Origin of the sequence: Pseudoalteromonas piratica (assembly GCF_000788395.1) — a bacterium.
GTDB lineage: Bacteria > Pseudomonadota > Gammaproteobacteria > Enterobacterales > Alteromonadaceae > Pseudoalteromonas > Pseudoalteromonas piratica.
Genome location: NZ_CP009889.1, coordinates 474670 through 498364, shown reverse-complemented (window position 1 = coordinate 498364; position 23695 = coordinate 474670). Strand labels below are relative to the sequence as shown.

At 39.1% G+C, this 23695-nt stretch carries 19 protein-coding genes; 9 read left to right on the top strand and 10 right to left on the bottom strand.

Annotation, left to right across the window (positions count from 1 at the left end):
* The first annotated feature begins 241 nt into the window (after positions 1-241).
* Positions 242-1351, top strand: a complete 1110-nt coding sequence (locus OM33_RS23005) for an OmpA family protein (protein ID WP_040135336.1) — start codon at positions 242-244, stop codon at positions 1349-1351.
* A 48-nt stretch (positions 1352-1399) separates the two neighbouring features.
* On the opposite strand, the gene OM33_RS16990 is transcribed toward OM33_RS23005, so the two are convergent.
* Complete coding sequence (locus tag OM33_RS16990; RefSeq protein WP_040135334.1) at positions 1400-2332, bottom strand: sodium-dependent bicarbonate transport family permease; 933 nt, start codon at positions 2330-2332, stop codon at positions 1400-1402.
* Between the two features lie 3 nt (positions 2333-2335).
* Complete coding sequence (locus OM33_RS16985; protein ID WP_040135332.1) at positions 2336-2554, bottom strand: hypothetical protein; 219 nt, start codon at positions 2552-2554, stop codon at positions 2336-2338.
* 124 nt (positions 2555-2678) lie between these two features.
* Between OM33_RS16985 and OM33_RS16980 the strand changes: the two genes are divergently transcribed.
* The 6 genes from OM33_RS16980 (at position 2679) to OM33_RS16955 (ending at position 7005) form a co-directional block, all read left to right on the top strand.
* A complete protein-coding gene (locus OM33_RS16980) occupies positions 2679-3611 on the top strand; it encodes a LysR family transcriptional regulator (RefSeq protein ID WP_040135330.1) in 933 nt (310 codons plus the stop codon).
* A gap of 287 nt (positions 3612-3898) precedes the next feature.
* Positions 3899-4360, top strand: coding sequence for a hypothetical protein (locus OM33_RS16975; RefSeq protein ID WP_040135328.1), 462 nt, complete (start codon positions 3899-3901; stop codon positions 4358-4360).
* A 33-nt stretch (positions 4361-4393) separates the two neighbouring features.
* Complete coding sequence (locus OM33_RS16970) at positions 4394-5002, top strand: superoxide dismutase (protein ID WP_040135326.1); 609 nt, start codon at positions 4394-4396, stop codon at positions 5000-5002.
* Between the two features lie 112 nt (positions 5003-5114).
* On the top strand, positions 5115-5753 hold the full coding sequence (locus OM33_RS16965) for an energy transducer TonB (RefSeq protein WP_052141116.1): 639 nt from the start codon (positions 5115-5117) through the stop codon (positions 5751-5753).
* Between the two features lie 78 nt (positions 5754-5831).
* On the top strand, positions 5832-6389 hold the full coding sequence (locus tag OM33_RS16960; RefSeq protein WP_234402775.1) for a sigma-70 family RNA polymerase sigma factor: 558 nt from the start codon (positions 5832-5834) through the stop codon (positions 6387-6389).
* Positions 6382-7005, top strand: coding sequence for a hypothetical protein (locus OM33_RS16955; protein ID WP_040135324.1), 624 nt, complete (start codon positions 6382-6384; stop codon positions 7003-7005). Before OM33_RS16960 ends, OM33_RS16955 begins: the two co-directional genes overlap by 8 nt.
* 40 nt (positions 7006-7045) lie before the next feature.
* Here OM33_RS16955 and OM33_RS16950 read toward each other — a convergent pair whose 3' ends face one another.
* Positions 7046-7654, bottom strand: a complete 609-nt coding sequence (locus OM33_RS16950) for a glutathione S-transferase family protein (protein WP_199922617.1) — start codon at positions 7652-7654, stop codon at positions 7046-7048.
* Positions 7655-7724: 70 nt separating this feature from the next.
* Here OM33_RS16950 and OM33_RS16945 point away from each other — a divergent pair, with 70 nt between their 5' ends.
* Positions 7725-8645 carry a LysR family transcriptional regulator gene (locus OM33_RS16945; protein WP_199922616.1) on the top strand — a complete coding sequence of 307 codons (921 nt, stop codon included), beginning with the start codon at positions 7725-7727 and terminating at the stop codon, positions 8643-8645.
* Between the two features lie 296 nt (positions 8646-8941).
* Positions 8942-11380 (top strand): TonB-dependent receptor, encoded by a 2439-nt coding sequence (locus tag OM33_RS16940; RefSeq protein ID WP_040135319.1) that lies wholly within the window; start codon positions 8942-8944, stop codon positions 11378-11380.
* A 181-nt stretch (positions 11381-11561) separates the two neighbouring features.
* Here the strand turns inward: OM33_RS16940 and OM33_RS16935 are convergent, their stop codons facing one another.
* The 7 genes from OM33_RS16935 to OM33_RS16905 form a co-directional block, all read right to left on the bottom strand.
* The gene (locus tag OM33_RS16935; RefSeq protein WP_040135317.1) at positions 11562-14747 is read right to left on the bottom strand and encodes a cellulose synthase subunit BcsC-related outer membrane protein; all 3186 of its coding nucleotides are present in this window, start codon (positions 14745-14747) and stop codon (positions 11562-11564) included.
* Positions 14748-14753: 6 nt separating this feature from the next.
* Positions 14754-16937 (bottom strand): cellulose biosynthesis cyclic di-GMP-binding regulatory protein BcsB, encoded by a 2184-nt coding sequence (locus OM33_RS16930; protein ID WP_040135315.1) that lies wholly within the window; start codon positions 16935-16937, stop codon positions 14754-14756.
* Complete coding sequence (gene bcsA, locus OM33_RS16925) at positions 16934-19135, bottom strand: UDP-forming cellulose synthase catalytic subunit (RefSeq protein WP_052141115.1); 2202 nt, start codon at positions 19133-19135, stop codon at positions 16934-16936. The genes OM33_RS16930 and bcsA overlap by 4 nt, the downstream gene beginning before the upstream one ends.
* A 61-nt stretch (positions 19136-19196) precedes the next feature.
* Positions 19197-19994, bottom strand: coding sequence for an adenylate/guanylate cyclase domain-containing protein (locus tag OM33_RS16920; protein ID WP_040135313.1), 798 nt, complete (start codon positions 19992-19994; stop codon positions 19197-19199).
* Positions 19995-20062: 68 nt separating this feature from the next.
* Positions 20063-21649, bottom strand: coding sequence for an HD family phosphohydrolase (locus OM33_RS16915; protein ID WP_040135310.1), 1587 nt, complete (start codon positions 21647-21649; stop codon positions 20063-20065).
* A gap of 2 nt (positions 21650-21651) precedes the next feature.
* Positions 21652-22488, bottom strand: coding sequence for an MBL fold metallo-hydrolase (locus OM33_RS16910; RefSeq protein WP_040135309.1), 837 nt, complete (start codon positions 22486-22488; stop codon positions 21652-21654).
* A gap of 173 nt (positions 22489-22661) precedes the next feature.
* Positions 22662-23687, bottom strand: coding sequence for a sensor domain-containing diguanylate cyclase (locus OM33_RS16905; protein WP_040135307.1), 1026 nt, complete (start codon positions 23685-23687; stop codon positions 22662-22664).
* Positions 23688-23695: the final 8 nt, after the last annotated feature.

The window sequence follows — 23695 nt, the reverse complement described above, 5'->3', positions numbered from 1 at the left end:
CTTCTAATCTAAAAATAGAAGAGCACAGAAAACCTGTAAAGGTTTGATCGCAAGACCAAACAAGCAGGTTTAATCATATTTGAAAGCAGTAAATCAATCTGGTTGGCACACAATTGCATTATTTTCACATTAATTTACCCACTTAGTTGTACCCATATAGGCAAAACCGCCAACGTGTTCTAACCTTATGTTCGATATAATTAAAATTAACAAGCTAAGACTTGTATTCAAGGAGAATCAAATGCAAAAGAAACGGTTTGCGCTATCACTTATTGCTACCTTATGTGCGTTTTCCACAATGGCTAACGATAAACAAATGTGGTTAGGCGGGTTTGCTGAATATTACTACGCTGATAAAGATAAGTTTCAACCTTTACCAAAAGACCGAATTGACTGGGGTTGGGGGCTTGAATTAGGGCAACGTTTTTCACCTTCTTGGGGTGGCCGACTTGAGTATGCGCGTATCGAATTAGAAGCTTACCCAGGCCAAGAAGCGATTGATGGCAGTCGTTACGGCGCAGATGCAATGTATTTCCCATTTCAAGATGATACTTATGTGTTTGCGGGGTTAAAATTTGAATCCCTTGATCAAGGATACACTCTCGGTAATTTAGGGTTAGGAAGACACTGGGCGTTAACAGAGAAGTGGAAACTCATCACTGAGTTAACCGCTTATCATGACTTTGGCGAGTCTTACAAAGACTTTAGCGGTAAATTTGGTCTGCTTTATCAATTTGGCAGCAGCACAACAGCCACAGCTTTAGCGCCGGCACCAGCCCCGAAACTTGATAGCGATAACGATGGGGTGCTTGATGATAACGATAAATGTCCTAATACAGTCGCAGGCGTAAAAGTAGATGCCAGCGGTTGCGCAATGCCAATGGATAGCGACAATGACGGCGTATTGGATAGTCAGGATAAATGTCCAAATACCCCTTCATCTGATAAAACAGACTCTGATGGCTGTACACTGTTTGAAGAGGCGCAAGAAAGTATTACCTTGTCAGTTAAATTTGATAATAACTCCAGTAAAGTTAACAACCCTGAGAACGAAGACTTACGCCGTTTTGCTGACTTTATGAAGAAATACCCCGATGTTTCAGCGCAAATTGAAGGTCACAGTTCTGCGCCTGGGAATGCCAAATATAATCTAACCCTTTCTGAAGCACGGGCAAAAGCAACCAAACAAGTCTTGGTCGATAAATACGGTATCGATGCATCGCGTTTGACTGCTATCGGCTATGGTGAAAGCCAACTACTCAATACAGCAAATACACAAGAAGCACATAGTCAGAATCGACGAATTGAAGCTAAGCTTGTGATCACTAAACGAGAAAAAGTGACTAAGTAATTAACATAAGGTTACATCAATAAAAAAGCCCCTGTTGGGGCTTTTTTATTAACTCGCTAAATAACCTGCAAGCGCGATAAAGAATGGCACGCCTATCAACACATTGAATGGAAAAGTAATCCCAAGCGAAGCTGTTATCGACATACCTGCATTTGCCTCAGGTAAACTTTGTTTCATCGCCGCAGGCACCGCAATATAAGAAGCACTTGCCCCCAATACAGCCATTAGCGCAATACCACCAGCACTTAAGCTAAGCATCACTCCCAAGCCAGTACCCGCAAGACCTCCCAACAGTGGCATTAACATCGCAAAGCTAATTAAAAACACACTGTTCTTTTTAAGCGATGAAAGTTGTTCGCCAGCGATAAGTCCCATTTTAAGTAAAAAGAGTGCAAGCACACCGGAGAATAGCTCAATAAAGAAAGGCGCTAGCTTTGTGACACTTGACCCACCAATATAGCCAATGATCAAGCTACCTAGCATCAGCAATATGCTCTGATTTGCGATAAGTTCTTGCTTAACGAAGTGGGCATTTACAACTTTAAAACTCCCCTTTGCCAACACTAAACCAACCAAAATCGCGGGCATTTCTAACAGCACAACAAACAATGGGAAATAGGCTTCATAAGCAATGTTTTGCGCTTCAAGTAACGCCACAGCAACTGCATAAGTTGCGACACTTACTGAACCATAATGGGCGGCTATTGCGCCTGCGTTTATTTTGTCTAGTTGGCCAAAATAGCGCAAAATAGGGTAAGCAACCAAGGGAAGTAATAAACCAAAAGCAACCACCGCTATCGACATTGAAACAAGTGCAGGGTCTACATGCTGCTGCAGTGCAATTCCACCTTTTAAGCCAATGGCAATCATCAAAAACATACTTAATGTTTTGTATAACCCTTCTGGAAATGCCATTTTGGCGCCCAGCAATTGACATACAATACCGAGAATAAAAAACGCAACGACGGCATCAATTACCATAATTTACTTTTGCCCCGCACTGTAAAAAGGATGAGATAGTTTGGCATGTTTAACGCTCTGTTTTTTGCCACTAGAAAACTTTAGCCAACTGGCAAAGCTTAATAACATGGCAGCAACGATTGCGAATGCAATTTGCGGTTGCCCTATGATGCTACTGAGGGCAAAAAATGCCAGTAACAATGCACTTGTAATCACAGATAAAACAAAACTTCGATTGGTCATAGTCATACCTATCCTTCAAATTAAGCGACTTAAAAAGTTTACACAGCACTCAAGTTAGATAAAAATAGATATTAGCTATGTTTAAATTAGATATTTATCTATTCATTGAAATTTAAGGTCAACAATGGCATCTCGACTACATGCCCATATAGGCACATTTAGACAGCTTGAAATTCTGTTAGCCGTTTACGACGGAGGCAGTATAAAAGCGGCTGCAGAGTCATTATTTTTAACTCAGCCAACAGTCTCTATGCAGTTGAAAAAACTGAGTGAAGCAATTGGTTTACCCCTTTATCAACAGGTTGGCCGAAAATTACAGTTCACTGATGCAGGGCTTGCAACTGTTGCAACCAGCAGACAAATATTACAGCAATGCGAAGCCCTTGATATGCATCTATCAAATTTACGAGGCCTAAAATCAGGCACGCTTCGCATCTCTTGTGCCACCACTGCAAAGTACTTCATACCTCACTTATTAGGGCCATTTTGTAAACAATATCCTGGGATTGATATTCAATTTACTGTTGCAAATCGCCAACAAGTTATCGAACGCTATGAGCAAGGTGTAGATGATTTCTTTGTATTTAGTTATGTGCCGGAAGGGTTAGATCTTGAAGTCAGAGAGTTTATGTCAAATGACCTCGTAGCCATTGCAAATTCAGAACACCCGCTTACAAAGCATAAAAAGGTTTCGCTTAAAGCATTTTGTCAGGAAAATTTCATTATTCGCGAAGAAGGCTCTGGCACACGTTACGCTATTGAGCGATTTTTACAGTCCAAAAACATTACGCCGAATGTGCGTATGACCATAGCCAGTAACGAGGCCATTATTCACTCAGTGTTATCCGGTATGGGCGTATCTATTCTTTCTGCTCATACGCTTGCGTTTGGCGATAGTTACAATGTAAAAGTGATCGATGTTGAATCATTACCTATTCAATCAAAGTGGTCTTTTTGTTGGGCCAAATCAAAACAATTATCCCCCATTGCCAAAGTATTTTTAGATTATGTCGCCAACGAAGGTAAAGACTTAATGACAAAAGTGCTCAAATTGTAACAGCTAATAAAGTCAGTTTTTTAATGTACTTTCTGCTGTTTAAACTGCCCGCTTTAAATATTAAATTTAATAAAATGATGCATTTAAAAGTTAATAGACTTGATAAGTAATCACATTTTAACTTTTCGCTACATCCCAATTATTTTTGGTATGCCACCAACGCTCTCTTCGCTTCCAAGACAAGCTGAAAATAAGTAATTACAAAAAGTACTTGAAAAAACACAAAATCGTAATGGTAATGATTTTCATTTTATTTGAGAGATTTACGATTGTGTGTTCATTATTCAATGCAGTATTGGCAATTAAACGTTTCTGAGGGTAATGCCGCATTTGCTTCAAATCAATTCGCAAGAGCCGAACTAAATTACCAGGCTGGATTAGATGAACTTCTGAGTATTGAGCGATTTATTCACTGTGATTCACCCCCGCCAAAAGCATGGATAATTGACCAATACCTACCTGCGTTAATTGTTTCTTACTTAAATTTATGTGATTCAAAACTTGCCCAAAATAAAATAGAAAGTGCCTGTGAATTACTTGAAATTGGCTATCAAACAGCGCTTAATTTTGCTACGTCATGCGTTCAAAAAAGCGATTTTCAACTGCAAAACTCTGCTCTACGACACCTTTCAAAACTTAAAAAGTATGCCTTTATTTTGGCAAAACAGCTGGCTGATAAGCCCTCTTCACTTTTAAAACTCAACACCATAATCAATACACACACGATTATTAATCACAACATTCATTAATCATTTAATGCACACCAACTCATAGGAAACGTTATGACATTTACACTCCCTACTTTAAATTATCAATATGATGCCCTTGAGCCACACATTGATGCAAAAACAATGGAAATTCATCATACTTTGCATCATCAAACTTATGTTAATAAAGCGAATGAAGCACTGGCCGATACTGAATTTAACAACGAATCAGATGAGTGGTTACTTAAGAACATTCATACTTTGCCAACCCCATTGCAAAATGCTGTAAGAGATCATGTTGGCGGTCATCATAACCACAGTTTGTTTTGGCAAATCATGTCACCGCACTGTGGTCTGTTACATACAGGAAAATTAGCTGATGCGATAAATAACACGTTTGGCTCTTTTGAAACATTTCAAACAGAGTTTGTGCAAGCAGCACTTACGCGCTTTGGCAGCGGCTGGGCATGGCTGGTTGTAGATCAAAATGGTGAATTGAAAGTAACCAGTTCTGCAAACCAAGACAGTCCCCTAATGGACAATCTAACACCAATTCTTGGTTTAGATGTGTGGGAGCATGCGTATTATTTGAAATACCAAAATCGGAGACCAGAGTATATCAACGCATTTTTTAATGTTATTAACTGGCAAGAAGTTGAACGCCGATATTTAACAATCATCTGAATTGTATAATTAAAACTCTTCAGCTTTAACAATCCGAAATTTTTTAACTTATTTAACCCCTTTTCCTTTTTTGCTGCGTTTTATTGATGAACCATTAAAAAGGGAAAGGCTTATGCTACTTCAACTCGATTCATTTAATACAACACCAAAACTGCTTAAAGCGCCGGCTATCTTTGTAGTTGCAATAGGCATTACATTTAGCCTATTTGCATTCATGCAATTTTTAATTGCATCTCCCACTTCAGTTGAGACAAAAGCTCAACCTGAATTTGATATTTCACTGTATCAAGCAAGACAAGAAAGCGATGTTAAAATAAAGCCTAAGTTAACACCGCCACCTCCAATGAAAGTAAAACCGCAAAGGCAAACACATATACCTAGTGAAACGACCAAAACAGATTCACCAACGTTCAAACCCATGATTGAGTTTGAGCTAAAAACCACGGATGCCGGAACCGACTTCACCAAACAAGATGGACAAGCTCAAGCCATCGTCAGAATTCCAGCAAAATATCCGCCTGTGGCGGCGAGAGATGGCATCGAAGGCTGGGTTGAACTGCGCTTTAACATTGATCCAACAGGGCGCGTGATTGATGCAGAAGTAGTTAATGCTGAACCAAAAAAAGTATTTGATAAAGCGGCATTAAAAGCGCTAAAACGTTGGAAATACAAGCCAAAAATTGAAAATGGCCAAGCACAGATTCAATATAATCAATCTGTTTTACTTGAATTCAACTTAGAACAAGGGTAATTGTGGAAGTGCTACTGTGATGATACTAAGTAGCACTGATTCAGTTTGTCGATGAAATGGAAAAGGAGTGGTTAGAATATGCTGTTAACACTCACTACTTGGCTGACGCCAACGCGAACATCTGAAGAACTGATGTTGCAGTACCAAGAAACCGGAAAGGCCCGCTTTTTAAAGGAATTAGTGGAGCAACACTATGACGATTTGCTGCACTTTTTAATTAGCCAATCAAATGCACATTTAGCAGCAGACATCACCCAAAAAACGTGGCTCAAAGTAATGGAAAAGCGGCATTACTATCAATCACACAATAAATTTAAAGCCTGGCTATTTACCATCGCAAGAAGGCTTTTGATTGATGAATTTAGAAAGCACAATCGTTTAACTGAATTAAATGAAACGCATCTTGAAGCAACTGACAATCCAACACATGAATACAGCGATATACAGTCTCATTTTAATGCTGCGCTACTTTCACTTAACTTTTATTTGCGTGAAGCATTTATATTACAGCAAGAAGGGTTTTCAGTGAGCGAAATTGCCCAGATTACTAATGAAGAGTTTGAAACAATAAAATCGCGTTTAAGATACGCCAAAAAGCAATTGCGCACCTTATTAGAAGGATTGTCCGATGAGTAACGATGATCAAAAGTTAACAGCACTGTATCAAAAAAGAAAAGCGCAATTGCGTACCTCACAACATGACAAGCACAACTTTGTTAAGTCGATACAGCATGCTAAATCTAACCAACAACCTAAAAGTTGGTTTTTACGTGGACAGTTTGCATTGAGTATTATTGCTGTGAGTTTATTTGCAGTCGTGTTATTTAAGCACCAATCTCAACAACCTATGCATTCATTAACCCAGGTCGATTTCAGTCAATACAAGCAAGTGGCTGAAATTAACAATAATGAAAATTCACTAGTATGGACGCTTGCTAAACAAAAAGATGCCCTTGACGTAAACACTCAACAGCAATTAAGACAATTAGCGATGTATTTTGCAAACCAAACGCAGGCTATCGAAAATCAGAATATGGTGGCCGTTAAACTACTGAATAAAGACACTGATTGGTATTTAGAAACTTGCGATGGCGAAACCTTGATCCAAGTAAAACAGTCCATTATTGCAAGGTTAATTAATCAACGTGACACGCTTAACGACTTACAAACAGGGCAATGGTTAGCTTTAGCACTCGATAATAATGGCTCGCCTGTTATGTTATATAGCGCTCACGCTTCTCGCTGCAGTTGATTAATTAGCGTGCTAGCAGCCAACTGCTAGCACGCTAATGTTAAATACTTTGTAACGTAGGGGATAAAGGAAATTTAGTTTGCAGCTGTTTTTTATAACTTACAAAGTTCGGATATCGCTCATATAAATCAAAACTCAGTACTTGCCCCCACCCCAATACCACCGCGAAATATAAATCTGCCATTGACGGCATATTGCCCGCTAAATATTGGCTGTTCGTTAATCTATCCTCAACTAAATTTAACAGTTTAACGATTTCCTCTTCTGCATTTTGTTTTACCACGTCATGATCATGCGAGATTTTTTCAGGGTGAAATATTTTTGTGAAATGCCCATGCAAACTACTGGCGATAAAGTTTAACCACTTCAGTGCATCCATACCTTGATAGGTTGCCAAATCTGGCATCAAGTGTGCATTTTTATGCTTTTGCGATAAATAAATTAAAATCGCTTCTCCTTGAGTAAAAACCTTTTCGTTTTCAACTAATACAGGTAACTTTCCTAACGGATTAAGGGCTAAAAAGTCTGTCTTGTGTTGTGCTCCTTCAAATAGGTTAACGACCACAGTTTTATGTTCTACTCCAATGATCTCTAAAGCCATTTTTACCGCAGAAGAGCATGAAATTTGAAAATGATAAAGCGTATACATAATTAGCATCCTGTCTAAAGTTAAATTAATTACCGCACTCACTTTACGCCACTTTAGTAATAAAAAATTAGTGATTTTCGCATTTTTAGTGTGCAATAATGCACATATGAACATGGATGATGATTATCAATACATAGTTGCACTTTATCAATCCGGTACCTTATCTGGCGCCGCTAAGCAACTTAAGGTAAACCACACAACGGTCGCAAGGCGTATTCAAGCATTTGAAAAACGTTTTAAAGTGCGGCTATTTGAGCGCGTGCCTAAGGGGTACCAGCTCACCGAAACCGGCAAAGCGGTGTTGCCTGATATCGCGCTGTTAAAAGAACAACAGCGCAATATTGAACGCAAACTATTTGGCCAAGATCAGCTGCTAAGTGGTGAGGTAAACATCGCTTTAACCCCGGAACTTGCAAACGACTTTGTTGTACCCGCACTTAACGAGTTCAATGCGCTTTATCCTAATATTCAAACCAACCTGCTAATTGGCTCAATGCACAAAGACTTGCACGCCAGAGAGGCTGATATTGCACTTAGATTTACCCCATCACCAAGCCAAGACGATTTAATCGGCAGAAAACTGTTTGCATCAAATTGGGGTGTCTATGCAAGTGATGATTATTTAAGTACCTCACGCGCACAGCACCGCGTGTTATTGTGGGAACTAGAATTCGAAGCCGATTGGCATAACAAATACTTGCCAAGTAGCAATGTAATCGCGCGATTTGATCAACTCGGCCCGCTTGTTACCGCGACTAAAAATGGCTTGGGTATTGCAAAATTACCTTGTGGTTTAGTCGATTCGCAACAAAATTCAAATCTTTACCGACTAGATATACCAGTAAAGCCATCAATTTGGAGTTTATGGTTGCTGTATCATTCTGATTTAAAAACAGCGGCAAAAGTCACCGCAACCAAAGACTTTTTGTATCAGCATCTATCCCAATTTTCGCTCTATTTTTCAGGTGAGCATTCGCGCTATTGGAAGTAAAGCAATTCACTTTAAGGTATTACAAAAAAGCCGCAACTGATTGCAGCTTTAAGTTTTAAATAACATCTTTCAAAATTGAAAGTTAAACCTAATAGAAAAATATTTCACCAAGTGTGATTAGTTAAAGCCAACTTTTACTTTAAATCTCTCATATAAAAGCCGTATAAACAGCAATAGCATGTTAATAACGTTAACCGTTACTTTTATTAATGTTAAATAACACATTGCTCGATTGAATTTATTAAATGATTACAGTTATCATTCGCATATTGATTACAAATACAATTAACCAAACAATGAAATCGTTTAATCTCTCGCTCATTGCACTGTCATGTGCAGCACTTTTACCATCCACCAAGACCTTTGCCACGAGCCAAACAATCGCTAAAAACAACAACGATATTGAAGTGGTCAGCGTTTATGGTCGTCAAAATAACGTGGTATTAAACTCTGGCCTTGCCACTAAATCGAATATGTCGCTTATGGAAACCCCAGCAGCTGTTGTTGTGGTAGACAGTGAATTACTTAATTCTCAGTTAATTGACAACTTACAAGATGCTATCAGAAACATCAGTGGTGTAACCCAAGCTGGTAACAACTACGGCATTGGCGACAATCTAGTAATCCGAGGCTTAGGTGCTAACTATACTTACGACGGCATGTATGGTGGCGCAGGCCTTGGTAACACCTTTAACCCGACCCGTTCAATGACCAATGTTGAGTCAATTGAAGTACTTAAAGGCCCCGCAACAGGTTTATACGGCATGGGCAGCGCAGGCGGTGTAATTAATCTCATTGAGAAAAAACCAGAGTTTGAAGCATCTCACACCATGACGGCTGATTTAGGCCAGTGGAACACCTACGCACTTGAGCTTGATTCAACGGCGGCAATCACCGACGAACTTGCATACCGTGCATTAGTTAAATCAGCACGCAGCGATGGTTATCGCGATTTAAATAACGACCGCGACGAGGCCTACCTTAGCTTCAAATACGTATTGAGTGATAGCCACGATGTGATGCTCTCTACTGCGTATATTAAAGATGGTATTGCGGTTGACTCAATCGGCCACCCTATTCGCATTTATAATGCAGAATCGGTGGACGGTAAAAGTGGTGGCGAAGTAAGCTGGACTGATTTAGTAAACGACCCGAATGGCGTTGGTATTCAATTAAGCGATGCGCAAAGACAACAATTGGCTGAGTCACTTGCTGCCAATGATGGCTTAACGCCTTATACCTTCGGTCATAACGGCATCATTTCACCTATGGCCAAAGACAATGAAGGTGAAGAGTTCCGTGTAAAGCTAACACACAATATTAACCTTAGCGATAACCTCTATTTTAATCAGCAATTACAATATCGTGACTACGATTCAGGTTTTGCCCGTCAAACAGGTGCTTATAATTATGTGTATTGGAACCGTCGCGGCACTATTAATGCCGATCCGCGCGCACCATTGGTCGTTGATGGTGAGCTTTTCCCATTTGCCGCAAGACGCCAAGAGTACCGCAAGGTAGCAGCAAATGAACAATCTTTACAATATTTTGCTGACTTACGTTACGACTTCTCAATTGGTGATATCGACAACGAATTATTAGTGAATGCGAATTATGAAGACCGTGACATTCGTTTTCAACAGTATTCTATCTATGACGCTGATAAAGTAATTAAAGACAAAGATGGCAACACAATTTATCGTGGTCAATTGCCATATATTTTTGATATTCGTACACCTAATTGGGGTGCGGGCAGCTTCGAGGATTATGATCCGCTTAAAACCGCCAACTACAACAAAGAAGTCAGTGCTTGGGGGTTAGGTATTCAACATGTAGGGTATTTTGACTTTGGTTTAACTACGCGTATTGGCGTAGCGTTTAATGAAATCACACAGCGCTATGCACACTTTGGTGTCGACCCGCGTTACCGCGCAAGCGCTGCGGAACCAACACCAGAGCAAGATACGTCAGATGACGGGATAACCTATAACTTAGGGGCTACTTACCTTATAAATGACGACTTATCGATATTTGTAAATCACGCCAAAGGCAGAACCGCGTATAGTATGCTTGGCACTATTTATGGTAACGAGAGTGACCGTGAAGATTCGGAGTCAATCAGTAACGATATTGGTGTGCGTTACAAAGCACTCGATGATCAACTGGTTGCATCGCTAGTAATATTTGAATCTAGCCGCACTAATTTACGCTACAACAACCCAGACTTTGACGAAGGTGTTTCAGCAGCCGATGTGCCACGTTACTTCTTTGATGGTAAAGAAGAAACAAACGGTGTAGAACTTGACTTAAATGCGTATTTTAATCAGCAGTGGAAACTAAATATCAATGCGGTTTACCAAGATGCACGTGATAAAAAAGACCCAACGCGTACTTCCTATGATACCCGTCAAAAAGGAGTACCATATGTAAAAGCGGGAGCTTGGTTAACCCACTCGAGTTATGCTTTTACAAGCGAAAGCCCGATTGAATTCAGTATTGGCGGCATCTATGTTGATGAGCGCAGTACAAACTCTACCGCGTTTGGTATTCCTGATGGTTATGTCCCAAGCTATACCGTGTTTGATGCGGGTATTGCTTATCATGATGAAAACTGGGGTGTACAACTTAAGTTAAATAATTTATTCGACAAAGTATATTACGAAAAAGCGATGTTCCTAGGCGGTATGCCTGGGGAGGAGCGCAATGGACAATTGCGTTTTAATTACCGCTTTTAAATCTTATGCTTATGGATGAGGTTAATGAATATATTGTTAGTATAAATATTTAATCAAAAGCCTTAGACAATAAACATCATTTGGGGATCTATTGAGTTAGATCCCTACCATCCAAAGATAACTCATGTTTGGCGCATATTATCACTTCATTCATGTATTCATTTTTATTAGACAAAACCTATTATTTCAATTCTAACCAAGGACTATATGATTGAAAAAGAGACTCTTGGCTTAAAGCATGTTGACGTGGCCATAGATTTTGGCGTTTGCCAAATAAATAACGCAAATTTATGCCAAAGCGGTAAAAATCAAAGCCTGGACTTATTTGATATTGTGCCCCTAAACCCAGTTCAACATGTTGACTCAATAACCAGTGTTTTTCTAGTGAGAAATTCGCACCCATGCCATTATTTGATTCACCCAAAATAAATTCTGGGCGATTACTGAGTGGGTATTGAGCAATATCATCGGTTGAGTAATCAAAGTAAGAAAGTGATGCATCAATAAACCACCAATCAATTTGATTGTATTGATGGTAGCGACCAAACGCTCCGACAACCGATAACGATTGAGGGCTAAAATAGCCGCCATGACCAAAATAAAATGCATTACTATTATGTTGATATTGTTGCCAATTACCAAAACCACCGTACACCAACTCATTTCGTTTAAATTGGGTATTTGTTGCCGCACTGATGTTCACATTGATACGCGAATTATCAATAACATTCGTGCCTTCAAGCTCACTGTAACTAGCAAGAAAATTGGCATTCCACGCAGTGGTTAACTTTTTCGATAAGGTTACTTCAAGTCCTTTATCGTGCACCTTACCAAACGCTTGCTCAGTATAAGGATCAATTTCACCTACCAGCGCAAGTTTTGATTCAAATATTGGTTTATCAAAAAGCTTAACTTTGTAATCTGAATACTGCCATTGCACTAACCAATGATAGCTTTTATCGATTTCATTTATTGATGGTGCTTCAGCCAGCGTGAACGTCCATTTTTGCTCACCTTGGTAGTGATATTGTGCAAGCCAAAAGTTTTCTGAATCGCTGCTTGAAACAAGGTTGATCGTCTTGTCGATATAATTACTGCCTAAGTTACTCAACGAAGAAATACTGCCACTATCTAGTTGAAAGTGTTGCATTGCCACATTTAGTTGGTGTTTATTAAAGCTTATCGAGCCACCCAATTGCTGAGATAGTAATTCTAATTTACTACTCCCATTGTCGCCTTTTTTATTGATACTTTCAGCACGATACCAAATAGCCGGCTTATTAAGGTTTAACAAACTATTTGCGGCGTTTTCATCGTCAATAGCAACGGTGTCTGCAAAACTTAGCCATTGCTTTTCACCGAGTCCAAATTGGGCAAAAATAGCCTTATATTTGGGCTCTGAAGCATAACGTTGTTTTAATTTAGCAATTTCACTTGTTTTCCCTTCAGCTTGATAATTAACTAATAAACCACTTAATGCATTCTCATCATGGTTTTTACTAAGCAAGCTTTTGAAAATCATATTACTTTCATCGTAATGCTTTACCTTGCTCAGTGACCATGCATAAAGGGCTTGCTGCTCGGTACTTAACGATTTGACTTGTGCTAACTTTCTAAAATATTCATTGGCTTTTACAAACTCGCTTTGGTCAAAATAATGTTGCGCTAATCCTTCATAAATCTTGTTCTGATACTTGGGATATTTATCAATTAATGCCAATAGCTGAGCTTCATCTTTTAAACGTTGTAAACAAAGTACTTGCCCAAGTAATGCATCTTCCGTTTCAGGGTTAAGCTCAAACCATGTTTTAAAAACAACCAATGCTTCACTAATTCTATTTTGCTCAAAAAAATACCAAGCTCTCGCTGAATAAGCTGCTTCATATTGTGAGTCTAACGTTAGTATTTCATCTGCAATTTCAAATGCCGCTAATGAAGGTATGGGGTGAGTAGAAAGTTCTTTTTTTAGGGCTGACAAATACAGTGTTTTATCACCCATTTTTTTTGCCAAAAGCTGTGCTTTTTGATTATCACCCAGAGCCAATGTCGATAGCACTATGCCTTTTGCCGCTTCAGGATTAGGACTTCGCTCATAAATTTCGTCAAACAAAGAAAGTGCATCATTAAAATATGATGCATTGTAATAGTGCCATGCAGTGGCGAACTTCAGTGCAGTATTTCCTGACCATCGTTTTGCCATAAATTGGTAAATTTCGAGTTTTTTTTCTGGCGGTGTCGACTCTATACTTGCGATGTGCATTAAAGTGTCAAACTGAATACGGCTAATATGTTGTTTAACGGAGGTATCTTGAAGAAGCTTTTTGTGTTTTTCAAATCTCTGATGTGTTTCTAAATAATCAGCTTTTTGCTTCAAAAGATTGCTTTTCAAATACGCTAATGCAAGGTGTTGTTCACCTTCATCACAATATTTAGCGAGTTGCTCTGTTAAGGTTAACTTTTTAACTATTTTCGTAAGCTGTTTGACTGCATTTAGCAAGGTATTAAACCCATAACATTGTTCAAACAACGGGTCATAGTCATTCATTAAGGTTTGAAAAGTTACTTTATTTTGTTTTACCCGCTGTTTAAGCTTTGCTTCAAGTGTAATTAACTGCCAGCGTTCCTGCTCTTCAATAGATAATTGAGGTACAAGTTCTGCAATCAAATCTGTACGACCTAACTCATTTGCTAATGACAAAATGCTCGGGAGTACTTGCTCTCGATTAAAGCCAGCCTGGTATAGTGGCCATAAAATTTCGAGCGCTTCATTTTTTTTACCGATAGCAAGCAATGTCAGTGCTTGACCATGATCTGCGGCATTTGCTAGTTTCGGTATTTGTTTTGCCAATGCAAATAGATTTGTGGCAAGTTTATATTCTTTCTTTCGATATGCCGCCCAGCCCCTATCAATAAAATACAGCCCTTGCTTAAATTGCTCTTTATCCCAGTTCACGTCTAATGATTGCACTGGTTTATGCGCAGATTTACTGCTTTTTACATTGAGTGTTTGCTGTGCAAGCTTTTGCAGAAACAACTGCGTTTCTTCTCCTAAGGTAATCGGTTCGAAACTAAAAAGAATTGGTACTGACTGATAACCTTCAATTTTTGAGTAGATATCAAGCTTCTCCAATTGCTGAACATATGGCTCGAAAAAACGACGTTTTGAATGCTTACCACATCGCACAACATAAGTGCCCAATTGATTCACTAACTCGCAGCTAAACGGGACAATGCCACTGGCGATAAGTGCTCGCTCTCTACTTTCATTTAGGTGCTGAGATTGGCTCAACACCAAGGTATATTTAGCTATCACTGCAGTATGAAAAAAGAGCAGGCTTAGGCTGAAAAGCACACTAAACCATTTCATGATTTGTTAGCTCTCGTTTTCTTGACGCATTGCTCTACGACGCTTCAATAATAGGTAGTACAATAAAGAAAATAATAAAATCGATACCAAAATGGCTATCCAGTAGAGATTTGGATTTGACACGAATACTGATTCAACGGCATTCACTTTTCCCGCTTTACCAGTAATATACTTATCCCCAACCGTTACGGAAACTGCCGAGAATTTGGCCTGTTCTAATGCTCTTGTGCGTTTCTCATCAAACATGTCGACCATTACTAGGTCACCTTTCACCTGACTTTGCAGTGCTCCTTGGGTCGTAAATCTTGTCAATCGTCTTAAAGCTTCTGTTGTTTTTGCAGTAAATAATACAACACTGCGCCCTAGTACACCTGGCGATTGATACTGCATAATCATCCCTTTATCAAAACTAATATCGCTTTGTTGGGTCGAAATCGCGACATTCGTTTCACCTTCTAATTCTTGATAAATTGGGTAAGGTACGCGTAACTTCTCGCCTATTTTGAGTGGCGCATTTTCTGCAAAGGGCTTAGGTAATGCACGCATTGTACTTATAACGATTTGCTCGCCATCATAGTTTTCATCTAGCTTATTAGTAACCTCCATACTGATCAAAGGGTAACCATTTTTTTGACCAAGCACAGCCATCATATTATAAGCCGCAGCAACAGTGTTTTCATTTAACTCTGTTAACGCAATCCTCGCCTCAAAGCCATCAGGCCAGCGCGTAAAAGGAAAACCATTTACAAACATAAGATCGAGCCTAGGCATTTCAATTTTATGTGGCATCTCTGGGAAACGCATTGACGAGTTATCAAAGAGCGTCAAAAATAAATTTTCAGTTTGAATAAAGCTACAGTTCTCAGTGACTAATGGGGTCATAGTCGGCTGAAAAGAAATCGAATTATTACCTTCTTTGAAAAGATATGTAGGCATCGAAATTTGATAATTACTAATCAAACCACCACGAGGATCATCTAAATGAATTGATGCAACATATTGTTTATTTAGTAACACATTTAATGAGGAGTCTGTGCGAGAGCCAGCGCCGTAAGCATAGTTTAAATTTAAATCTACGTATTGATTTGGTTTAATCATAAAATCAGACGGTAAACGAAAGTTTATGGTTTTTTGCGAACCTGAAAACCCTCTGAAAGTGTGTGTCGCAAAATCTAATTTATTGAACTCATAATCAGCACCAGTCGCTAATGTATTTTTACCGGCATACATGCGAATGTCAGGTAATTCAAATTCATGTAACCTCATTGAGTTTGTATCTGGAAAAGGCAGAGAAAGCACATCGAATGATTCTGCTGCCAATTGAATTTCTTTTTGACTATCACCTGCAATTAGTATCAAGGCGTATCGCTCATCCTCAATGTATTCTTGATTTCCTTGTTCATCAAACTCTGACTTAATCATCGATAGAATCGTGACAGTAGGCGTTTCAATAATCGGATTTAAATTATATTGAGATAAGAAATCACGGATAAATTGCTCACTACCAATCACAATATTATCCATTTTTTCTATTAATGATTTGCGGGCGTGAAAATTTGTCGGTTGGAAGTTAAAACGTACGCCGATCCCTGAAGCGATTGAGCCTGCAACACTCAGATTTTCATCGCGATAATCTTCGGTCACAATATTGATATTATTATCTAAGAAACTCCGTTCATCAAACAAGGTATTTGCCACCAATGAGAGTTGCTTTGGTAACGGGGCAAGGGTGTAATCAAACTCCATATAAGCTTGATCAAGTTTCAATCTTGTCCAAAGTTCAGGCACACATGGCAGCTCACATTGCGTGGCATAGTGTTGGTTAACTTCAAACACTAAATCGTTATAGCCCGGCTGTAATAACAAACTCGGTAAATCGATTTCGGCGTGCCCTTCGGGTGCATTTGGATCTAACTTCATTTGCGCAAGGGGTGTACCATTTAATCTAACAACCAGCTGTGAATTCTTTTTTAACAATGATGCGGAATTAACATAGCTAAAAAACAATTTTGCACTGTTCACTTGCCACCTTGCCGGTATCGGCAACTTCATTTCGTACTTAGCATCGATGCATCGCAGATCTAAGCTTTCAACAGGATAAACTTCTGACAACGGGATCTTGAGGGTTTTCGCATCAAGACAAACAGAAAATACAAAACAACATAACAGCAGAAATTTCATTAATTTCATGCCGAACGCTCCTTATTTTTCTCAGTTATTCTAAAAAGCACAAATCGCTTAAAAGCTTTCAGAGATTCAACTGTGCCTGTTCTACCGCAAGAGATGAAAAGTGATAATATCCGCGCAATGCTCGGCTGTTTTAATGGTCTGAACCAAAATTCCTGCCACTTGTTACTGTCTTCATAAACTAAGTGCACAAGCTCAGCAATGTTTTCAGAGACATTTGCAAACTGACATCCGATAACAACTTCACCAGCTCGTTCTTGCACGCGTTTAACTTCAGCATCAAGATGATAACGACGGCCTACTTTATCTTTAAAATGTAGTTTAATTTTCTGACCTTGCAGAAATAAAATGTCTGTTTTTAGGGTAATTGCGGTGCCTGAAATAGAAATATCGTGGATAGCACCTGGAATCGGTTTTGATTTATTATCTACTGAAACACCTGTAACAAGGTTCACCATTGCGCGATGGTGGTTACGTACTTGATGACGCTCCCAAAACACACCAAACGATGCAAAAACCAACACAATATTGACAGATAGCCAAATAAAACACACCAGCGTGGTATCGCGCATTAACGGATATTCAACCCATTTGTAGACACTAAATGGCAAGGAAAGTAACAAGATAAAGCAAATAAAATAAAATGGTTTAGCCAATGGGCTAAGGACATCATCACCATGTTTATTGCCTTTAGGCGTTACTTTAAAAACCGGTTTTCTTGGCTCAGCGATCACGCCTAATACAACAGGCGCTAAGAATATGGATTGAATACTTTCATATAATTCGGAAAAAAGTGGCCATCGGTAGCGTCCATACATAATGTTAGACACTATCAAACTACCTATTACGTGCGGCACCGCATACATCATTATTTGTTCTACACTGGCATGGTAAACCTGCATACCGAAGATTAAAAATAAGCTCGGCGCAATTAAAAACATCAATCGTGCTAAACCAAAAAACCAGAATAAATAGAAACTTGAATAACACACTTTTTGCGCCAAAGTGAGACCACTTTGCTTGAAAGGATTAAACAAAATACCCATTTGGATCATCCCTTGGCACCAACGTGTACGTTGCAACATAAAGTCACTTATCGTCTCAGGTGTCATGCCGCAAACCATGGGTTTATTGTAATAAATACTGTTATACCCCTTTGCATGGAGTTTTAGGGCTGTTTCTGCATCTTCAGTAACGGTTTCACCCGCTATCCCACCGACCTCTTCAAGTGCTTTACGTCTTAAAACCGCTGCTGAACCACAAAAAAATGCTGCATTCCATAAATCCATGCCGGGTAATGTTGAACGAAAGAACATCTCATTTTCACTGGGTACTTTTGCAAAAGTATCCATGTTTTGCTCAAGGGGATCAGGGTTAACAAAAAAGTGTGGTGTTTGTACTAAAAAGAGTTTTGGGTCTTTTAAAAACCAACCCACCGTATGCTTTAAAAACTCTCGCGATGGCACATGATCACAATCTAAGCATAAAATAAGCTCACCATTGGTTTGCGCCATTGCATGGTTTATGTTGCCAGACTTAGCATGGCTGTTATCATCACGCGTTATATAAAAGCAACCATGTTTCTTAGCAAACTGTTTGAGTCGTCTATGCCTAAACCAAGCATCTGCTGAGCTTTGTGGGTTTTCTCGTTTAGCCTTGGTACCGCCGTCATCAAGAATATATACTCTTATTTTTTCTTTTGGATAATCAAGATCCAAACATGCAAGAGCTGTAATTTCAGCCACTTCTTCGGGCTCATTATAAGTAGGGATAAAAACATCAACGGTTGGGTACTTGCTTAAATCTAAAGGTAGATGAGGTGGCTTACGGTGTTTCATAGGGAAGATGTTTGAAAACACACCGACAATGTGAACTAACGTCACTTCCAGTTCAGCCAAAAATAGTAAAGCTACAAAAATAAAATCAATAGGTCCCGTAAACACCAAAGTGCTTGTTGCTCGCCAAGCAAAATAACGAAAGCTAACAAAGCTTAAAAGCATAATGATGAAAATGCGAAATTTATCGCCCTTGATGTATTTTCGTCCAGAGAAGAGCCATGCGCCAACAACTAAACCATACCCTGTCCAAACGGTGACATCATTTACTTGGTAAGACGTCGCAAGTGTACCAATAAAAATTAATAATGCTGCAAGTGCTAATTTCAAAGGTAAGCTTGAGTGTTGCTTCGTTTTGGATTGCATAACAATCCCCTAAACTAGTTTACACTGTCCTCTTAGTACTGCTCCTTTTCCTTTTTAACAATTACTCCATCGTGGTTTTTTTGCTGCGAGTCTCAGACACATTAGGCTCTTGTTCCAATAAATTGGAAAACGTCATGTAGGCATAAACAAGCCCAATCAACACTGCAAAAAAAACAAAAACTCGAAACACTCCCTTAAGTGACAGTTTATCTTTTACGTCACTTAAAATTGTTCGTTTTCGATCAATTTCAATTTCTTCTTGTTTATAAAATACTTTGATAACTTGCACTGGTTTCGCTTTACCTTTGAGGTAAGTGCTTTTAATTACACGAGCGTAATATTTTCCCTTTTCAGAGAGCTCTTGATAAGCTGATTCAGAAATATAGATTTCTTCGGCTTGCGCTTGCGATTCTATTCGGGCTGCTACATTAACAACGTCGCCATATATGTCATCTTCCTCAACAATACCTTCGCCGAAGTTAATGCCTATCCGTACCTGAATTGGCATGGCCAATTTTTTTTGTTTATTGAATTCAACTAATGCGTTTTGAATTGAAACAGCTGCGTCAATAGCACAAAGTGTATTTGAAAAATAACTCATGGTGCCATCGCCTAAGGTTTTTACAAGTACACCTTGATTGGCTTCAATGCGCTCTCGAATAATATCGTCATGATGCTTTATCATTTCACGCGCAAGAATATCACCATGGGTTTCGGTAATTGATGTCGATCCAACGAGATCTGTAAACATCACCGTAATACGTTTTGTGTAACGAGCCTCAAACTCTTCTTCTAGGCGTTTTCGCTCCGCTAATAATGCTTGAGCTGATATTTGTCCCGGTTGCTCTGCTGACGCCATAAAAGTGCTTTTTAATTAATAAACGCTGTAAATAAAGTTAGTTTCTACTCGCTTTTTACGCAAGAACTTCAATGAGGCTTTTCATTTAAAAGCGCCAAGACTTCAATATTATTCACTGTATCTTTTTGGAAATCAGCTAGAAATTTTTCTGCGTACTCTAAATAGACATTTTGTTCGATGAATACAGCGAAAATCTCAGGGTCAATATGACCAAATTTTGCCATTTTAAGCATAATATCAATGCACTCACTGAGTTTTTTCGCTTCTTTGTAGGGTCTATCAGATGCTGTCAGTGCTTCAAATATATCCGCAATTGCCATCATTCTTGCAGGTACCGACATCTGATGCTTTTCAAGTCCTTTTGGATATCCTTGCCCATCCATTCGCTCGTGATGCCCACCTGCATATTCTGGCACTTGTCTTAAATGCTTCGGAAATGGAAGAGATTCGAGCATTCTTATTGTAATATCAATATGCCTATTCACTATTTTTCGCTCGTCATCCGTTAACGTGCCGCGCTGGATTTGTAAGCAATTAAGCTCTTCATCATTCAGTAATTTAACTGTTCCTAGTGCTGTATTGTACTCATAACGGTCTGCAATATTCTGTAACTCTTCACACTGCTCATCGGTCATAAACTCGCCACCGATATTCACTATGGCTAAAAAGCTTCTGTCACTTGCCAACATTTGTAGTTTTTCTTGGTAGGCTTGTTCACTTATTTCGTTGCGCAAATAAGCAATTTCAAATTCTTTTTCAATCACATCAAAGCGAGTATTAATTAGATCGATGCGATCGAATACTGTTTCAAGCTTTGTCGCTTTATCCATAATGTATTCGGGTGTGGCTATTTTGCCACAGTCATGCAACCAGCCAGCCACATTTAAAGCGTATTTTTCTTGCTCTGTCATTTCAAATTCAGCAAATGGGCCATGACCTACATCATTCACTGCATGGGCTAACATCATTGTCAGTTCAGGTACTCTGCGACAGTGCGCACCGGTATAAGGTGATTTTTCATCTATAGCTTGCGCGATTAATTCTGCAAAAGAGCGAAACAGTTGTTCCATATTATCGATTAATGCTTGGTTACTCATTGCAACTGCAGCAAGCGAAGCAAGTGCTTCAACTAAATCAATTTTGACTTCATCAAACTGGCTTGCTTCACCGTTTTCCATAGGGTTAATCAATTGCATAACACCATTGATATCACCCTCATGATTTAGCATTGGCACAGTTAATACTGTGGTGGTGTGATAACCTGTTTGCTCATCGACTTTCTTCGCTTGGGTTAATGGATAAGTAGTACAAGAGTATACATCCGGAATATGAATGGTTTGTTTAGAGTGCGATGCGAGGGTGACTAAGGCATTTTCATTCGCTGTGCCATCTGGGTTAAACAGCGTTATTGGCGAAAAAGGAATTTCATTATTGGAACTCCCGCCCAAATACAAATCGAGAGAGTCATTTATTACCGTTTCAAAGTGTAATTTATTATCACTCAAAGAATAAATCGTACCTGCATCAGCATAACAAAGAGATTTTGCTGATAGCAAAATATCTTCTAATAATTTTGTTGTGTCGCGCTCAATTGAAAGTCGGTAGCTTAATTCAAGTAATTGTTTAAGCGCCCTTGCCTTATCTAAACTTGGCATACTTATAATTCCTTCAAAAGAGAAAGATCAAACTGCAATCCTTCTTTAGCAAAATCAAAATTCATATTTGGCATTAATTCTGAAAGACGTGCATAACAGCTATCAATTTCATCGTCGGTGCGCTCTGGTGCATGACTATAAATAAAGGTTTTTTTGGCACCACACTGCTCAGCAAGTAATAGTGCTTGCTCAACACTTGAATGGCCCCAGTCATGCTTTTCACTGAGTTCTGTGTCGAGGTATTGGCCATCATGAATTAATACATCAACATCCAAAAGCAAGTTTAACCATTGGTCATAGTCTGTGGTTTGATGCGCTTCAGGAAACAGCTCATTATCTGTGACATAAGCAATGCGTTTTTGATCACGAGATATTAAATAAGCCAAGCCATTATTTGGATGATTTATTGGGATACACTCTATTGCGAACCCTGACACATTAAACGATTTCCCAGAAATAGGTTTTAGTGTGATATTTGACGGTAACTGACGATAATTGACTGGGAAATAGCTTTTATCCATTTGCGCTAAAATTGCATTATTGTCACAAGGTTCGGTTTTAGCGATGTAGATATTTATCTCACGATCTGCTTGATAAATAGGCAGAAAAAATGGAAAGCCTTGTATGTGATCCCAGTGGTGGTGAGTTAGCAGTATGTTGATTGGACGCTTATCTTTGAGTAATTCTTCACCAAAAACGCGAATGCCGGTACCAGAATCAAGAATCACAAAATCATCATCGTGACTAATCACAGTACAAGCCGTATTTCCACCATATTTAACTGTTTGAGGTCCTGGTGTTGGAATCGAACCACGAGTGCCATAAAAAGATAGTTTCATCAATGCTTAAGAGTTACTTTACGCTTAATTAGGTATAGTGAGAAAGCTCACAATTGTCCATTTATCGAATGAAAAGCCGTGCAAACACTTTGTTTGAAAAGAGCAAAGCTCTTTAATTGTTCTAAAGAATGAAGGTAAGAGAAGTTAGGATTATGTCAAAAGCTCTAGGCAAATTAATGCTTACAATAAACGCCTAAGTGATTTCGCTTCGCATGATACATTGCCTGATCAGCAATGTTTATCAGTTTGTTTAGTGACTGCTGCTCATTATTAATCATCGCTACGCCAATACTGACTCCAAACCCAAGAGCAAGAATATCGCTAGAGACCGAATCAAGAATTGCATTTTGAATACGTTTAGCAACAGTTTCACCATCTCTGCCATTGGTATTTTCCATCACAATGATAAATTCATCTCCGCCAAACCGCGCTGCAATGTCACTTGAACGAGTTTGTTGTTTAATGACCCCTGCAATTTGGCTTAATAAGGTGTCACCGTTGTCATGACCAAATTTATCGTTTACATGTTTAAAGTTGTTTAAATCAATAAACAAAATTGAACAGTTTAGGTTTTTGCGCAGGCATAAGGATATAAACGAATCGCCCATATTATTAAGGTATGTGCGGTTAAAAAGACCCGTTAGCTCGTCATGAGTTGCACTGTATCTCAGCTTGGCTTCAAGCTCACGTTTTTCCATTGCAACAGAAGTAATCAGTGCAGCTACATTAACAATTTCGCGCTCTGTTTCTGAAGGAGCTTTAGGCTCATGATGATAAATAGCAAAAGTCCCCATCACATTATTGTGTGCGTCACAAAAAGGCACAGACCAACAGGCATGCAGGTCCGCTTTTTGCGTAAGGGCCAAATAAGGTTGCCAATTCTGATGGGTATTAATGTTTTCAACAATGACCGCTTTTTTCAAATATGCGGCTGCACCACAACTGCCAACGTTTTCGCCGATCTCAACGCCTTCTATCGCATCATTATAAAAGTCAGGTAAATTGTTTTTAACGCCACAATGCAAGGTGTTTGTTTCGCGATTTAGCGTCAAAATGGAGACTTTAGAGCCCGGCAAAAACTCTTCCACCGATGAGATAACGGTAGATAAAAAAGGATGGATATCTACGCTAAGCGCTAATCCACTGAGTACCTGGTTAAAGCGACGGTGAGCGGACAATAAAAGTTGATGATGTGTCAAAGACAATT

What these genes read in the sequence shown, in the direction of transcription:
- OM33_RS23005 (WP_040135336.1), top strand. Translation starts at nt 242, where the DNA reads ATGCAAAAGAAACGGTTTGCGCTATCACTTATTGCTACCTTATGTGCG.
- OM33_RS16990 (WP_040135334.1), bottom strand. Translation starts at nt 2,332, where the DNA reads ATGGTAATTGATGCCGTCGTTGCGTTTTTTATTCTCGGTATTGTATGT.
- OM33_RS16985 (WP_040135332.1), bottom strand. Translation starts at nt 2,554, where the DNA reads ATGACCAATCGAAGTTTTGTTTTATCTGTGATTACAAGTGCATTGTTA.
- OM33_RS16980 (WP_040135330.1), top strand. Translation starts at nt 2,679, where the DNA reads ATGGCATCTCGACTACATGCCCATATAGGCACATTTAGACAGCTTGAA.
- OM33_RS16975 (WP_040135328.1), top strand. Translation starts at nt 3,899, where the DNA reads ATGCAGTATTGGCAATTAAACGTTTCTGAGGGTAATGCCGCATTTGCT.
- OM33_RS16970 (WP_040135326.1), top strand. Translation starts at nt 4,394, where the DNA reads ATGACATTTACACTCCCTACTTTAAATTATCAATATGATGCCCTTGAG.
- OM33_RS16965 (WP_052141116.1), top strand. Translation starts at nt 5,115, where the DNA reads ATGCTACTTCAACTCGATTCATTTAATACAACACCAAAACTGCTTAAA.
- OM33_RS16960 (WP_234402775.1), top strand. Translation starts at nt 5,832, where the DNA reads ATGCTGTTAACACTCACTACTTGGCTGACGCCAACGCGAACATCTGAA.
- OM33_RS16955 (WP_040135324.1), top strand. Translation starts at nt 6,382, where the DNA reads ATGAGTAACGATGATCAAAAGTTAACAGCACTGTATCAAAAAAGAAAA.
- OM33_RS16950 (WP_199922617.1), bottom strand. Translation starts at nt 7,654, where the DNA reads ATGTATACGCTTTATCATTTTCAAATTTCATGCTCTTCTGCGGTAAAA.
- OM33_RS16940 (WP_040135319.1), top strand. Translation starts at nt 8,942, where the DNA reads ATGAAATCGTTTAATCTCTCGCTCATTGCACTGTCATGTGCAGCACTT.
- OM33_RS16935 (WP_040135317.1), bottom strand. Translation starts at nt 14,747, where the DNA reads ATGAAATGGTTTAGTGTGCTTTTCAGCCTAAGCCTGCTCTTTTTTCAT.
- OM33_RS16930 (WP_040135315.1), bottom strand. Translation starts at nt 16,937, where the DNA reads ATGAAATTAATGAAATTTCTGCTGTTATGTTGTTTTGTATTTTCTGTT.
- bcsA (WP_052141115.1), bottom strand. Translation starts at nt 19,135, where the DNA reads ATGCAATCCAAAACGAAGCAACACTCAAGCTTACCTTTGAAATTAGCA.
- OM33_RS16920 (WP_040135313.1), bottom strand. Translation starts at nt 19,994, where the DNA reads ATGGCGTCAGCAGAGCAACCGGGACAAATATCAGCTCAAGCATTATTA.
- OM33_RS16915 (WP_040135310.1), bottom strand. Translation starts at nt 21,649, where the DNA reads ATGCCAAGTTTAGATAAGGCAAGGGCGCTTAAACAATTACTTGAATTA.
- OM33_RS16910 (WP_040135309.1), bottom strand. Translation starts at nt 22,488, where the DNA reads ATGAAACTATCTTTTTATGGCACTCGTGGTTCGATTCCAACACCAGGA.